The 13,749-nt window shown below is 63.5% G+C and carries 12 protein-coding genes; 10 read left to right on the top strand and 2 right to left on the bottom strand.

Annotated elements, in window-relative coordinates; genetic code table 11:
• Window positions 1-109 precede the first annotated feature (109 nt).
• Window positions 110-1,327 (bottom strand): ubiquinone biosynthesis hydroxylase, encoded by a 1,218-nt coding sequence (locus JQ624_RS02715; protein WP_212417269.1) that lies wholly within the window; start codon window positions 1,325-1,327, stop codon window positions 110-112.
• Between the two features lie 215 nt (window positions 1,328-1,542).
• Here JQ624_RS02715 and tesB point away from each other — a divergent pair, with 215 nt between their 5' ends.
• On the top strand, window positions 1,543-2,403 hold the full coding sequence (gene tesB, locus JQ624_RS02710) for an acyl-CoA thioesterase II (RefSeq protein WP_108520136.1): 861 nt from the start codon (window positions 1,543-1,545) through the stop codon (window positions 2,401-2,403).
• A gap of 15 nt (window positions 2,404-2,418) precedes the next feature.
• Here tesB and JQ624_RS02705 read toward each other — a convergent pair whose 3' ends face one another.
• Window positions 2,419-3,294 (bottom strand): DUF4339 domain-containing protein, encoded by an 876-nt coding sequence (locus tag JQ624_RS02705; RefSeq protein WP_212417268.1) that lies wholly within the window; start codon window positions 3,292-3,294, stop codon window positions 2,419-2,421.
• A 246-nt stretch (window positions 3,295-3,540) separates the two neighbouring features.
• Between JQ624_RS02705 and JQ624_RS02700 the strand changes: the two genes are divergently transcribed.
• From JQ624_RS02700 to JQ624_RS02660, 9 genes are all read left to right on the top strand, one after another.
• Window positions 3,541-3,879: a P-II family nitrogen regulator gene (locus tag JQ624_RS02700; protein WP_108520132.1), complete on the top strand. Its 339-nt coding sequence runs from the start codon at window positions 3,541-3,543 to the stop codon at window positions 3,877-3,879.
• A 79-nt stretch (window positions 3,880-3,958) separates the two neighbouring features.
• Window positions 3,959-5,263 carry an ammonium transporter gene (locus JQ624_RS02695; protein ID WP_212417267.1) on the top strand — a complete coding sequence of 435 codons (1,305 nt, stop codon included), beginning with the start codon at window positions 3,959-3,961 and terminating at the stop codon, window positions 5,261-5,263.
• Window positions 5,264-5,568: 305 nt separating this feature from the next.
• On the top strand, window positions 5,569-5,907 hold the full coding sequence (locus JQ624_RS02690) for a P-II family nitrogen regulator (protein WP_008142813.1): 339 nt from the start codon (window positions 5,569-5,571) through the stop codon (window positions 5,905-5,907).
• A 38-nt stretch (window positions 5,908-5,945) separates the two neighbouring features.
• A complete protein-coding gene (locus JQ624_RS02685; protein WP_212417266.1) occupies window positions 5,946-7,394 on the top strand; it encodes an ammonium transporter in 1,449 nt (482 codons plus the stop codon).
• 207 nt (window positions 7,395-7,601) lie between these two features.
• Window positions 7,602-8,006, top strand: coding sequence for a GFA family protein (locus JQ624_RS02680; protein ID WP_212417265.1), 405 nt, complete (start codon window positions 7,602-7,604; stop codon window positions 8,004-8,006).
• Window positions 8,007-8,249: 243 nt separating this feature from the next.
• Window positions 8,250-9,473, top strand: coding sequence for an aminotransferase class I/II-fold pyridoxal phosphate-dependent enzyme (locus JQ624_RS02675; protein ID WP_212417264.1), 1,224 nt, complete (start codon window positions 8,250-8,252; stop codon window positions 9,471-9,473).
• Between the two features lie 12 nt (window positions 9,474-9,485).
• Complete coding sequence (locus JQ624_RS02670) at window positions 9,486-11,927, top strand: DNA translocase FtsK (RefSeq protein WP_212417263.1); 2,442 nt, start codon at window positions 9,486-9,488, stop codon at window positions 11,925-11,927.
• Between the two features lie 122 nt (window positions 11,928-12,049).
• Window positions 12,050-12,856 (top strand): outer membrane lipoprotein carrier protein LolA, encoded by an 807-nt coding sequence (locus JQ624_RS02665; protein ID WP_212417262.1) that lies wholly within the window; start codon window positions 12,050-12,052, stop codon window positions 12,854-12,856.
• Window positions 12,857-12,930: 74 nt separating this feature from the next.
• On the top strand, window positions 12,931-13,746 hold the full coding sequence (locus tag JQ624_RS02660; RefSeq protein WP_212417261.1) for an exodeoxyribonuclease III: 816 nt from the start codon (window positions 12,931-12,933) through the stop codon (window positions 13,744-13,746).
• Window positions 13,747-13,749: the final 3 nt, after the last annotated feature.

The following is a 13,749-nucleotide window of genomic DNA, read 5'->3' as shown; positions in this document are numbered from 1 at the left end:
GCGAAGCGAAGCAATCCATTGCGCCGCTTGCGGAAGCATGGATTGCTTCGTCGCTTCGCTCCCTTGCGCAAACGCTTCGCGTTTGTCGCAGGCAATGACGAGCGCGGGCCTACAGCGCCTCGCCCTTCAGCAGCCGCGGCACTTCGCCTGACAAACCCGCGGCCTGGCGGATGAACAGGTTCTTCAGCGGCGGCGCGCGATCGACGAGGCCAAGCCCGATATCGCGCACGGTACGCAGCAGCGTCGATTCGTTCGAGAACAGGAAGTTCAGCGAATTGGTGGCAAGCCCCATCGCCATGGTGTCGAAGCGCCGCCAGCGCTGGTAGCGGTCGAGCACGTCGGCCTGCCCGGGATCGATGCCGAGCCGGGCCGCATCGACCACGACTTCGGCGAGCGCCGCGACGTCCTTCAGGCCCATGTTGAGCCCCTGCCCGGCGATCGGATGAATCACGTGCGCGGCGTCGCCGACCAGCGCCAGCCGCTCGGCAATGAATGAGCGCGCGACGAAATAGCCGAGCGGAAACGCGCGCGGCTTGTCGAGTGCCTTGATCTCGCCGAGGTGCAGCCCGAAGCGCTTCTCCAGCTCATCGTGGAATTCGGCTTCGCCAAGCGCGGTGATGCGTGCGGCCTCGGCGCGATTCTCGGTCCACACCAGCGACGAGCGCTTTCCGGTCAGCGGCAGGATCGCGAAAGGACCAGCCGGGAGAAAATGCTCTTCGGCGCGGCCGTGATGATCCCGCTCATGGCCGACGGTGACGACGATGCCGGATTGATCGTAATCCCAGCCATGGGTGGCGATGCCGGCGCGCTCGCGCAGTTTTGAGCGCGCGCCGTCCGCGGCGACCAGCAGGCTTGCCTCGATGACATTGCCGTCGGCAAGCGTCACGGTGACGCCATCGGGACGAGAATCGTAGGTCGAAACCGCTGTGGCCCGGAGATCGATGCCTTCAGCCTCGGCACGCGCGACCAGCGCATCGATCAGCCGGCGATTTTCGACCATGTGGGCGAAGGGTTCGCCAGGTTCGACTTCTCCTGCAAAGGTCAGGAACACCGGACGGGTGGCATCCTCCAGTTTGGAATCGGTGACGACCATGTCGAGTATCGGCTGGGAGTCCGATACCTGGTCCCAAACGCCGAGCGCCTCGAACAACCGCCGGCACGCGGCCACAATGGCGGTCGACCGCGGATCGCGGCTCGGCCGCACCGCCAGGGCCGGATCGGCCACGATGACGGGAATATCAGCGCCAAGGCCCTGACGGAGCGCCAGCGCCAGCGCCAGCCCGGCAAAGGCGCCACCGCAGATGACAATGCTTCGCTGTGCCGCCATGCGATCCCTTACCCGGTTACTTCGTCAGACTACGCTTGCTACCTGATAATAGCTGGGCGAAACAGGGGCGAGAAACAAGGATTCTGACGTCATTCCGGGGCGATGCGAAGCATCGAACTAGGGGGCGCCCCTTGCGCCCCTGAGAATCTCGAGATTCCTGGTTCACGCTCACGCGTGCCCCGGAATGACGCAAATGTTCAATCGAAAGCACCATCATGTCCAAAGGCCTGATTGATCTGATTTCCATTCTCGATCTCGAACAGCTTGAGGTGAACCTGTTCCGGGGCAACAGCCCGAAGACGAGCTGGCAGCGGGTGTTCGGCGGCCAGGTGATCGGGCAGGCCATGGTTGCAGCCTGCCGCACCGTCGAGGGCCGCCTGCCGCATTCAATCCATTGCTATTTCATCCTGCCCGGCGATCCGCAGATCCCGATCATCTACCAGGTCGAACGCCTGCGCGACGGCAAGAGCTATTCGACCCGTCGCGTCACCGCGATCCAGCATGGCAACGCGATCTTCTCGATCATGGTGTCGTTCCATGCAGAAGAGGAAGGTGCGTTCAATCACCAGGAAAAGATGCCGGATGTCCCGCCGCCGGAAAAACTCACGGCGGAAGAAGTCTCGAAGCAGCCGATGTTCAAGGAGATGCCGGAATTCATCCGCCGGTATTACGAATCTGACCGGCCGATCGAATTGCGCCCGGTCGAGCTCGGCCGCTATTTCGGCCAGAAGATCGACGACGGGCGCATCCATGTCTGGATTCGCACCGCGGCCAAGCTACCCGACGATCCCGCGCTGCATTTGTGCGCGCTGGCCTATGCGTCGGATTTCTCGCTGCTCGATGCGGTGATGGCGCGCTACGGCCGCACCCTGTTCGACAAGCGCATGATGCCGGCGAGCCTCGATCACGCGATGTGGTTTCACCGGCCGTTCCGCGCCGACGAATGGCTGCTCTATGCGCAGGACTCGCCGAGCGCGCAAGACGGCCGCGGGTTGACCCGCGGCCTGATCTTCAAGCCCGACGGCACGCTGGTGGCGTCGGTGGCCCAGGAAGGCTCGGTGCGCCAACGCAAGTGAGCGCGGGCGCTCCGGTCAGACCGTGCGGTCGGCCAGCGCGAATTGCGACACGTACCAGCTTGCGTACCAGCGCAGCACCCACGGGATCGGGATGATGAAGACGCAGCCGATCCCGAACACGATGGTTCGCCACAGCACTTCCAGTCCCGAAGCGAGGAAGATGACTTCACGATGGGTGCCGCTGATGTTGCGGCAGATCCAGCGCATCCAGGCCGTCATCACCCAGGCCCAGCCGATAATCGTGAGGAACGAAAGATACATCAGGACCTGCCAGCCGACGTACCCGAGCGCGCTGCCGTCGAAGGAGATCGGAAGCTGCTGGCCGTTGGAGCTGAGATTTGCAGCGATCCACCGAATCACCATCCAGGACAGCACGGCCTGAATGGGAATGGAGAGGTATTGCAGATAATAGAGGTCGGCCGCGCCCAGATAGGTCAGGGCGCCGATCGCGATGAAGACGTACCAGATGTCGAGGGGCTGGCCGGTGAAACCGATGTTTGGCCGGCCCGGCACGTAAAGCCGGGAAGCCATCCAGCGATAGAAGCTGGTCGCGGTCCAGGGCGCCGGAATCACCAACAGCATGCCGATCACGAACAGCAGGCTTCGCCCAAGGAAGGGCCAAATCGGCAGGTCGGCCGACAGCGCTCCGCCGGCATAACCGCCGGCCGCAACCGCGGGCGGGCCGCCGGGGTGCGCGATAGAGGGCGGGGCTGATCCGCCGGGGACCAGGCCGGGAATGTCTCCGGCCCGCTGCCAGCCCGACATCCCCTCGGTCCAGACCAACGTGTCCGCCCCAACCATGCCCCGGGTCATGAGGTCGCGAAGCTGCGCCTCCGGATAGGGGCCCTGTTGCTGGCCGCTGGATGCATAAAACCACGATCGGTTCGACATTTTTGTCCCTTGAGCCGTGGAGAGGGGGAAGCCAGCCGAATAGCTGGCGGTGAAACCGCATTTTGGCGGACGATCCCGCCGCCTGTACAGTGATCGAAGTCACCAGCTCGAAATGTTTTCCCCTGCTACCTGCAACTTTTTTGTGCCATTTGCCCAGAAAGATGCCAGATTTGCGTCGGCAGCGAGCCGCCGGGCGGTCATCCTGCCGAGTGCTCAAGAAATATCCAGGGAAATAAAGGCCTGACCATGAAACTCGTCGTCGCGATCATCAAACCCTTCAAGCTTGACGAGGTGCGCCAGGCGCTGACGGCCATCGGCGTCCACGGCATGACGGTGACCGAGGTCAAGGGCTACGGCCGCCAGAAGGGTCATACTGAAATCTATCGCGGCGCCGAATATGTCGTGAACTTCCTGCCCAAGCTCCGGATCGAAATCGCGGTCGCCTCCGACGTTGCCGAGAAGGCGGTCGAGGTCATTACCGCGAACGCGCGTACCGGGCAGATCGGCGACGGCAAGATCTTCGTCACACCGATCGACCACGCCCTGAGAATCCGCACCGGCGAGACGGACAGCGACGCGCTCTGAGACATCACTGAATCCAAAGCGCGGCGGCAACGACGCTGAAACGCGCCAGCCAAGAAACGACAACAGCCGGGGGAATTCCATGGGGGCACCATCGTATCGTGCAGCGGGTAATGCTGCGCTCATCACTCTTGCGGCGAGCTCGCTCGCGACGCCGGCCCTGGCCGAGACGTCCACCATCAACGCCGCCGACACCGCGTGGATGATCGTCGCCACCGCGCTGGTCTTGATGATGACGATACCGGGCCTGGCGCTGTTCTATTCCGGCATGGTGCGCAAGAAGAACGTGCTGGCGACAATGGCGCAGAGCCTCTCTGCCGTCGCGGTCATCTCGATTCTCTGGGTGGCGTTCGGCTATTCGCTGGCCTTCGTCGGCGATGGTCCCTGGATCGGCACGCTCGATCGCTGGTTCCTGATCGGAATGACGATGGAGAGCGTCAACCCGGCGGCGAAGACGATTCCGGAAGCGCTTTTCATGCTGTATCAGATGACGTTTGCGATCATCACGGTAGCGCTGGTGGCGGGCGCCGTGGCGGACCGGATGCGGTTCTCGGCCTATCTGCTGTTTTCAATCGGCTGGTTCACCTTCGTTTATGTGCCGCTCGCACACTGGGTGTGGGGCGGCGGTTTCCTCGGCACCATGGGCGTGCTGGATTTCGCCGGCGGCCTCGTCGTGCATCTTTCCGCCGGCATCGGCGGACTGGTTGCCGCGACGGTGATGGGCCGGCGTCAGGGCTATGGCAGCGAGAACCTCGCGCCGTTCGACCTGTCGCTCGCCGTGATCGGCACCGGTTTGTTGTGGGTCGGCTGGTTCGGCTTCAACGGCGGATCGGCGCTGGCTGCGAATTCGCGCGCGGTCATGGCGATCACCGCGACACATCTGGCCGCCTGCGCCGGCGCGCTGACCTGGGCCGCGATCGAATGGGCGACACGGCGCAAGCCATCGGTACTCGGCATGATTTCGGGCGCTGTCGCGGGTCTTGGCACCATCACGCCAGCCTCTGGATTCGTGGCGCCGTGGCATGGCGTCATCATCGGCATCGTCGCGGGAACGCTCTGTTTCTGGGCCTGCACCTGGCTCAAGCAGCGCTTCAAATATGACGACTCGCTCGACGTGTTCGGCGTCCACGGCATTGGCGGATTGACCGGCACATTGCTCGCCGGCGTGTTTGCGGTGAACGCGATCGGCGGCACCGCAGGCCTGATCGAGGGCAATGCGCAACAGGTCCTGATCCAGCTCTATGGGATCGCCGCCACCCTGGTGTGGTCCGGCGGCATCACCTTTGTGCTGCTCAAGCTGGTGGGTGTGTTCGCGCCGCTGCGGGTGTCGCTGCAGCAGGAGCTGGAGGGCCTCGACATCTCGCAGCACGGCGAGGCGCTGCAATAGGCCACCCACCCAATTACCGTTTCCTGCCCGGCCGCTGAGCAGGATTGTGACGCCGGCAAGGGCCTGCTCACAATTTGTGCAGGCCTGACTACACTTTGGGCGCGACCGAATGGCGCAGGAAAGTGCAATTCCCGCAAAGGGCGAAAAGGGCCGGATTCATAATCTCTTAGTGAATGGTCCCGATCTGGCACGGCATTTGATTCTAAGGGTCCTGGCTGTGCCCGCGTAGTGAACATCTCCGCGTGGTGAACCTCAGTCGAGAACGCCCGGTCGGTCTGAACCGGGCCCAAGCGGGGATAGGACCCATGAAAATTGTTATGGCGATCATCAAGCCATTCAAACTCGAAGAAGTCCGTGACGCCCTGACCGCCATTGGCGTTCACGGTCTCACGGTGACGGAAGTCAAAGGTTATGGCCGCCAGAAGGGCCACACGGAAATCTATCGCGGCGCCGAATATGCTGTGAGCTTCCTGCCCAAGATCAAGATCGAGGTCGCTGTGGCCTCGGATCAGGTCGACAAGACCATCGACGCCATCACCTCAGCTGCCAAGACTGGCCAGATCGGCGACGGCAAGATCTTCGTCATCAACCTCGACCATGCGGTGCGCATCCGCACGGGTGAGGCGGATGCCGCGGCCCTCTGATTTCGCGCTCAAACCTTCCCACTCAGGAGTAAAACCAAATGACGTTTAAACGTCCCTATAGCGCGGGACTGGCGGCCCTCGCAGTCGGCCTGTTCGCCGCGACCGCTGCCTACGCCGAACCAACCGTCAACAAGGGCGACAACGCCTGGATGCTGACGTCGACAGTGCTGGTGCTGTTGATGACCATCCCGGGCCTGGCGCTGTTCTATGGCGGTCTCGTCCGTTCCAAGAACATGCTCTCGGTGCTGATGCAGGTCTTCTACACCGTCTGCATCGTCACCGTGCTCTGGGCGCTCTACGGCTACAGCCTCGCCTTCACCGGCGGTTCCGACTTCATCGGCGGCTTCTCGAAAGCCTTCATGATGGGCATCACCACCGATTCGAAGGCAGCTACCTTCTCGGTGGACGCCAACATCTCGGAACTGGTCTATGTCTGCTTCCAGATGACCTTCGCGGCGATCACGCCCGCGCTGATCGTCGGCGCCTTTGCCGAGCGCATGAAGTTCGCGGCGATCGCGCTGTTCATCCCGCTCTGGGTGACGCTGATCTACTTCCCGATCGCGCACATGGTCTGGTACTGGCCCGGTCCGGACATGATCCAGGATGCCGCCAAGGCGCTCGCCGCGGCTGCTGACGGTGCGGCGAAGACCGCGGCGCAGGCCAAGCTCGACGAGATCAACGCCGACGCCGGCTGGATCTTCAAGAAGGGTGCGATCGACTTCGCCGGCGGCACCGTGGTGCACATCAACGCCGGCATCGCCGGTCTCGTCGGTGCGCTCCTGATCGGCAAGCGCGTCGGCTACGGCAAGGAGCTGATGGCTCCGCACTCGCTGACCATGACCATGATCGGCGCCTCGCTGCTCTGGGTCGGCTGGTTCGGCTTCAACGCCGGATCGAACCTGGAAGCCTCCGGCGGCGCCGCGCTCGCCATGACCAACTCCTTCGTTGCAACCGCAGCGGCGGCGCTGGCCTGGATGTTCGCGGAATGGATCGTCAAGGGTCATCCCTCCGTGCTCGGCGCGTTGTCCGGCGCGGTGGCAGGCCTCGTGGCGGTCACGCCCGCTGCCGGCTATGCCGGTCCGATGGGCGCGATCGTGCTCGGCCTCGTGGTCGGCGTCGTCTGCCTGTTCTTCTGCACCGTGGTGAAGAACTCGCTCGGCTATGACGACTCGCTCGACGTGTTCGGCGTTCACTGCATCGGCGGCATCGTCGGCGCGCTCGGCACCGGCATCCTGGTGAATCCGGCCCTCGGTGGTGCGGGCATCATCGACTACACCGCCGTTCCGCCGAAGGTCGCCGACTACGACTTCGCGGCGCAGATGATCTCCCAGCTCTGGGGCGTCAGCACCACGCTGGTTTGGTCGGGCGTCGGCTCGGCGATCCTCTACAAGGTGGTCGACGTGATCGTCGGCCTGCGCGTCAACGTCGAAACCGAGCGTGAAGGCCTCGACGTCACCGAGCACACCGAGCGCGCCTACAACATGTAAGTTCTCCCGGGGGATGATCTCCAAAGGTCATCCCCACAACTCCGGTTCGGGCACATACCCGGCAATGCCCTGACCGTTGAGGGGCTCCAGCGCAAGTTGGAGCCCCTTTCTTTTTGCTGCCCGTTGAGAAAGATTGCCGTATTGGCCCGCTACGATTGAACGGCAAAAGCTGGGCGAAGAAGCCAGGCAAAAAAACGGGAGGACGTCATGAGAGTCGAAGGCGGATGCTATTGCGGCAAGGTGCGTTACGAGGCCGAGGGCGAGCCGATGATGGCGGCGCAGTGCCACTGCCGCGAATGCCAGTATATCTCCGGCGGCGCGCCGAACATGTTCGTGGCGATGCCGGTCAGCGGCTTCAAATACACCGCAAGCCAGCCGAAGCAGTTCACCCGCAGCGACCTCGAGCGCGCCGTGACGCGTGAATTCTGCCCGGAATGCGGGACCCATTTGGTGACCAAGGTGCCCGGATTGCCTGCCGTGGTGCTCAAGGTCGGAACCTTCGACAATCCCGCTCTCTTCAATCCGCAGATGGCGATCCACACGCTCGACAAGCAGGCGTTCCACCACGTGCCCGAGGGCATGCCGGCCTTCGAGCGGCTGCCGCAGCGGTAGTGCCAGCGCATCATCACCGCGGCGGTCGTTCAGTCGCCGCGGAGCAGCTTCGGAACTGTGACTCTGCCATTCTTGGCAACTTTGGGCATGGTGGCCTCGGCGACGTCCCGACAATCCAGCAAAATCCACGCTAGCACCGATGGTTAATCGCGTCTTAACCTCGCCGTATCTATGGTGGTTTGATGTGTTTCCGGTCATCGGTTTGGGCCCTCGACCGCTTTTGAAAGTGCTGGCGTTTCAGACATGGCAATGACTGCCTCTTCCGGCGTGGCGCAGGGCGCCGGCAGCGTACCTGCCGGTCAGGCCGAGCGCTCGCCGTTTATCCGGACGACCGAACTGCTGGCACCGTACCAACCTGCCAAGCCATTGATTACACTGTCATTAGGCGAGCCGCAGCATCCGGTACCGGATTTTGTCGGGCCGGTCCTGGCGAAACACATCGCTGATTTCGGCCGCTATCCCCTTGCCAAGGGGATCGAGCCGTTCCGGCGCGCCGCAGCAAACTGGCTGACCACCCGGTTCGACCTGCCGCGGCCGGTCGATCCCGAAAGCGAAATCCTGGTGCTGAACGGCAGCCGCGAGGGGCTTTTTTTCGCGGCGATCACCGCCGCCCGCTATGTCGGCCCACGCAAGGGCAGGCCCGCGATCCTGATGCCCAACCCGTTTTATCCGGCCTATGGCGCAGGCGCCCGCGCCGCCGGTTGCGAACTGGTCTACCTGCCGGCCACGCTCGCCAACGGATTTTTGCCGGATCTCGATGCGCTCGACGAGGTGACGCTGGCCAGAACCGTTGCGATGTTCATCGCCTCGCCCGCCAATCCGCAAGGCGCCGTCGCCTCGCGCGACTACTTCATCCGCTTGAAGAAACTCGCCGACCGCCACGGCTTCATGATCCTGAGCGACGAGTGCTATTCGGAAATCTACACCAGGCAGGCGCCGGGCAGCGCGCTGGAATGCGCCGGGCCCGACTTCACCAACGTCGTTGCGTTCCAGTCGCTGTCGAAGCGCTCGAACCTGCCCGGCATGCGCGTCGGCTTTGCCGCCGGCGACCGAAAGTTTCTCTCGGCCTTTCACGAATTGCGCAATGTCGCCGCACCTCAGGTGCCGGTGCCGCTGCAGCATGTCGCGGTCGCCGCCTATAGCGACGAAAAGCACGTCGAAGAAAATCGCCGGCTCTACCGTATCAAGTTCGATCTCGCCGACCAGATTCTCGGCAGCCGATACGGCTATGTGCGGCCCGCCGGCGGTTTCTGCGCCTGGCTCGACGTCTCCGGGCGCGGCGGCGACGAGGCGACGGCTATCAAACTCTATCGGGACGCGGGCGTCCGCGTGATCCCGGGAAGTTATCTGTCGCGGCCGCAGAACGACGGTTTCAATCCCGGCGCAGGCTACATCCGTCTCGCGCTGGTCTCCGACAGTGAATCAACGGCCGAGGCGCTGCACCGGCTGGTCGAAATTCTGGATTAGTCGCAGGGCCCCATGAGCATGCCAGCGATCGAACGTGTCATTCCCCTGGTCGGCCATCTGCCGGTCTCAATCCGCGACGCCCTCGCACGGCGCCTGCGCGAGCTTGCCGGCCTCAGCCTGATCGCGCTGTCCGGCGTGGCGGCGGCGGCGTTGATGACGTGGTCGGTGCAGGATCCGAGCCTGAGCCACGCCACGTCGCGTCCGATCCGCAACGTTCTCGGCTACCCCGGCGCGATCGGCGCCGATCTGCTGATGCAGATTCTCGGCCTCGGCGCGATCATGCTGATCCTCCCCGTCGCGGTGTGGGGCTGGCGCATGCTGACCCATCGCACCTTCGATCGCGAAGCGCTGCGCCTTGGATGCTGGATTCTCTGCGCGGTGCTCGCGGCAGGCTTTGCAAGCTGCTGGCCGCATGGCGGAGCGTGGGCGCTGCCAACCGGCCTTGGCGGCGTCGTCGGCGACGCGCTGGTGCGGGCGCCGGCCGTGGTATTCGGTCCGGCCGGCTTCACCTATCGTCTCGTGCTCGGCATCATCCTGTTCGCGGCGATGTGCACGGCCTTCCTGTTTGCCAGCGGCTGGGGCTCGCGCCCAAGAGATGAAGAGCTGACACCGATCGAGGACGATGACACGCCCTTCGAGGAAGAAGGCGATCGCAGTTCGGTTTCGCTCGGATGGGTGTATCACGCGCTGATGAGCGCGAAGGCGCGGCTCGCCTGGCTGATGAGCGCGGCCTATCGATCGCTGGTGTCGAGTTCGCCGCCGCCTCGCACGGCCTCGTTCGAACGTCAGGAACCGAGCCTCCGCGGCCGTGCTGCGCCGGCACTGGTCCCGCGGGACGAAGAATTGGAGGACGAGGAAGAAGAGGAAGACGAGGACGAGGAAGTCCCGGCCGCCCGCGCCCCGCGCAAGAAGGCCGCGCCGCGCGCCGCGGCGCGCAAATCGGAGAAATTCGAGCTGCCTTCGGTCTCGGTGCTCACGGCGCCCAAGGCGTCGGACCGGCAGCCCCTCAGCAAGGCCGAACTGGAGGCCAATTCGCGTGCGCTGGAAGGCGTGCTCGGCGATTTCGGCGTCCGCGGCGAGATCGTCAAGGCCAATCCCGGCCCGGTCGTGACGCTCTACGAACTCGAACCCGCGCCCGGCATCAAATCCTCGCGCGTGATCGGCCTTGCCGACGATATCGCCCGCTCGATGAGCGCGCTCTCGGCCCGCGTCGCCGTGGTCGCCGGCCGCAACGCCATTGGCATCGAACTGCCGAATGCGCATCGCGAAAAGGTTTACCTGCGCGAATTGCTGACCGCAAAGGACGAGTCGCACGCGAAGCTGCCGCTCTGCCTCGGCAAGAACATCGGCGGCGAGTCCATCATCATCGATCTGGCGCGCACGCCCCATATGCTGATCGCCGGCACCACCGGCTCCGGCAAATCGGTCGCGATCAACACCATGATCCTGAGCCTGGTCTACCGCTTGCGGCCGGATCAGTGCCGCCTGATCATGGTCGATCCAAAAATGCTCGAACTCTCCGTCTATGACGGCATCCCGCATCTCCTCACGCCGGTCGTGACCGATCCGAAGAAGGCGGTGGTCGCGCTGAAATGGGCCGTGCGCGAGATGGAAGAGCGCTACAAGAAAATGGCCAAGCTCGGTGTGCGCAACATCGACGGCTACAACCAGCGCCTCGTCGAAGCCAAGGGCAAGGGCGAAGAGCTGACGCGCACGGTGCATACCGGCTTCGACAAGGAAACCGGCAAGGCGATCTACGAGGAAGAAAAGCTCGACCTCGATCCGCTGCCCTATATCGTCATCATCGTCGACGAAATGGCCGACCTGATGATGGTGGCCGGCAAGGACATCGAAGGCGCGGTGCAGCGTCTGGCACAGATGGCGCGCGCCGCCGGCCTGCACGTGATCCTCGCCACCCAGCGTCCGTCGGTCGACGTCATCACCGGCACCATCAAGGCGAACTTCCCGACCCGCATCTCGTTTCAGGTCACCTCGAAAATCGACAGCCGCACCATCCTCGGCGAAATGGGCGCCGAGCAACTGCTCGGCCAGGGCGACATGCTCTATATGGCCGGCGGCGGACGCATCAGCCGCGTGCACGGGCCGTTCGTTTCCGACGAGGAGGTCGAGAAGGTCGTGCGTCATCTCAAGACGCAGGGCCAGCCGGAATATCTGGAGGCGGTCACGGCGGAAGAGCCGACTGATGAAGACGGCGCAGTATTCGATTCCACCGGCATGGGCGGCGATGGCGGCGGCGACCTGTTCTCGCAGGCGGTTGCGATCGTCAAGCGGGACCGCAAAGCCTCGACTTCCTACATTCAACGCCGCCTGCAAATCGGCTATAACCGCGCCGCGTCGTTGATGGAGCGGATGGAACTCGAGGGCATCGTCGGGCAGGCAAATCACGCCGGCAAGCGCGAAATTCTGGTCGCGGAGGAAGAGGGCGGATTCTAGATGTCGGCGCCGAACGGGCTCGGCGCAACGATTTCACGGAAAAACGATACCTCCTTTGGTCGAAAGCACGATAAAATGGTTGGTAGCGGGATGCCTCGTCTAATAGAGATCCGAAATACCTGATGACACAACAACCCACCCATCGCGGGCTGCGCTCCGGACTGGCCCTTTTGATCGCCACATCCATCGCAGGCTTCGCGACGCAGGCTCTCTCGCAGACCGTCCCGGTTCCGAAGCCCGCGCCCAAGGCCCGCGACGGCGGCGTGCAGATGAGCGCGCAGGACAGGGCGCCGATGACCACCGGCGCTACCCAGGCGCCGCCAAACCCGGTGATTCCCGACCCGCACCGCAATGTCCCGGCCAATATTTTTGCTACCTTCGACGCCAACCAGAAGGCGCAGGCTGCCCGGGTCAGTTCCTACCTGTCCTCGCTGCAGACGCTGGTCGGAAATTTCGTCCAGGTCGGCCCCGACGGCAGCAAGACCAAGGGCGATTTCTACATCCAGAAGCCGGGCAAGGTGCGTTTCGAGTACGATGCGCCCAGCCCGATCGCGATCATCGCCGACGGCTCGTCGCTGGCGGTGCGGGATACGAAGCTTGCGACCCAGGACATCTATCCGCTGTCGCAAACGCCGCTGCGCTTCCTGCTGTCGGACCGGATCGATCTGCTGAAGGACACCAATGTCGTCAACGTCATGGCCGATGACGTCTACATCAGCGTCACCATCGAGGAGAAGCAGGCCCTGATCGGCACCAGCCGGCTGATGCTGATGGTCGGCACCAAGGACGGCCAGCTCAAACAATGGACGGTGACCGACCCGCAGGGCTACGACACCACGGTTGCGGTCTACAATCTGGACTCGACCAAGAAGGTCGACCCCGGCATCTTCAAGATCGACTTCACCAACTACACTACACCGGCGAACTGAGCGGCGCGCCTTCTCCATTCTTTCTGTGGAGAGACGGAAATCCGCGTCGGGAACCGTGGTAATACACGGACCTCATGCGTTTTTCCCTGACAACGTGGAATATCAATTCGGTGCGCCTGCGCATCGACATCGTCGCCAAATTCCTCAAATCGGCGCGGCCGGACGTGCTGTGCCTGCAGGAAACAAAATGCATCGACGACGCTTTCCCGTTGAAGCGATTCAAGCGCCTCGGCTATGAGCATGTCGCGCTGAACGGGCAGAAGGGTTATCACGGCGTTGCCATCGTCTCGAAACTGCCGTTCGAGACCACCGATGTCAGAACCTTCTGCGACAAGATCGATTCGCGCCACATCTCGGTGGCGTTCGGCGAGAAGGCGCAGCTTGCAAAGCCGCTCGTGCTGCATAATTTCTACGTTCCGGCCGGCGGCGATATTCCCGATCCCGCGCTCAATCCGAAGTTCGATCACAAGCTGAAATTTCTCGACGAGATGAAGGCGTGCGAACCGCTGCATCCGCGCGGCGGCGACCGGCATATCCTGGTCGGCGACCTCAATGTCGCTCCGCATGAGAACGACGTGTGGTCGCACAAACAGCTTTTGAAGGTCGTTTCGCACACGCCGATCGAATGCGAGAAGCTCTTGGCGGCGCAGGCCCATGGCGAATGGTTCGACGTCGCGCGCGAGCGGATCCCGCTGTCGGAAAAGGTCTATACTTGGTGGAGCTACCGCGCCGCCGACTGGACGGTGGGCGACCGCGGCCGGCGGCTCGACCACATCTGGGTCTCGCGCGCGCTAAAAGACGGTGTCAGCGATTTCAAGATTACCCGCGACGCCCGCGGCTGGGAGCGCCCGTCCGACCACGTGCCGGTGACGGTGACGCTGGAAGTATAGCGA

Origin of the sequence: Bradyrhizobium sp. AUGA SZCCT0283, assembly GCF_018130385.1 — a bacterium.
Lineage (GTDB): Bacteria > Pseudomonadota > Alphaproteobacteria > Rhizobiales > Xanthobacteraceae > Bradyrhizobium.
Note: the sequence above shows the minus strand (reverse complement) of the source record. Positions and strands in the feature narration are given on the sequence as shown.

What these genes read in the sequence shown, in the direction of transcription:
- JQ624_RS02695 (WP_212417267.1), top strand. Translation starts at nt 3,959, where the DNA reads ATGGGGGCACCATCGTATCGTGCAGCGGGTAATGCTGCGCTCATCACT.
- JQ624_RS02660 (WP_212417261.1), top strand. Translation starts at nt 12,931, where the DNA reads ATGCGTTTTTCCCTGACAACGTGGAATATCAATTCGGTGCGCCTGCGC.
- JQ624_RS02700 (WP_108520132.1), top strand. Translation starts at nt 3,541, where the DNA reads ATGAAACTCGTCGTCGCGATCATCAAACCCTTCAAGCTTGACGAGGTG.
- JQ624_RS02665 (WP_212417262.1), top strand. Translation starts at nt 12,050, where the DNA reads ATGACACAACAACCCACCCATCGCGGGCTGCGCTCCGGACTGGCCCTT.
- JQ624_RS02670 (WP_212417263.1), top strand. Translation starts at nt 9,486, where the DNA reads ATGAGCATGCCAGCGATCGAACGTGTCATTCCCCTGGTCGGCCATCTG.
- tesB (WP_108520136.1), top strand. Translation starts at nt 1,543, where the DNA reads ATGTCCAAAGGCCTGATTGATCTGATTTCCATTCTCGATCTCGAACAG.
- JQ624_RS02675 (WP_212417264.1), top strand. Translation starts at nt 8,250, where the DNA reads ATGGCAATGACTGCCTCTTCCGGCGTGGCGCAGGGCGCCGGCAGCGTA.
- JQ624_RS02690 (WP_008142813.1), top strand. Translation starts at nt 5,569, where the DNA reads ATGAAAATTGTTATGGCGATCATCAAGCCATTCAAACTCGAAGAAGTC.
- JQ624_RS02705 (WP_212417268.1), bottom strand. Translation starts at nt 3,294, where the DNA reads ATGTCGAACCGATCGTGGTTTTATGCATCCAGCGGCCAGCAACAGGGC.
- JQ624_RS02680 (WP_212417265.1), top strand. Translation starts at nt 7,602, where the DNA reads ATGAGAGTCGAAGGCGGATGCTATTGCGGCAAGGTGCGTTACGAGGCC.
- JQ624_RS02715 (WP_212417269.1), bottom strand. Translation starts at nt 1,327, where the DNA reads ATGGCGGCACAGCGAAGCATTGTCATCTGCGGTGGCGCCTTTGCCGGG.
- JQ624_RS02685 (WP_212417266.1), top strand. Translation starts at nt 5,946, where the DNA reads ATGACGTTTAAACGTCCCTATAGCGCGGGACTGGCGGCCCTCGCAGTC.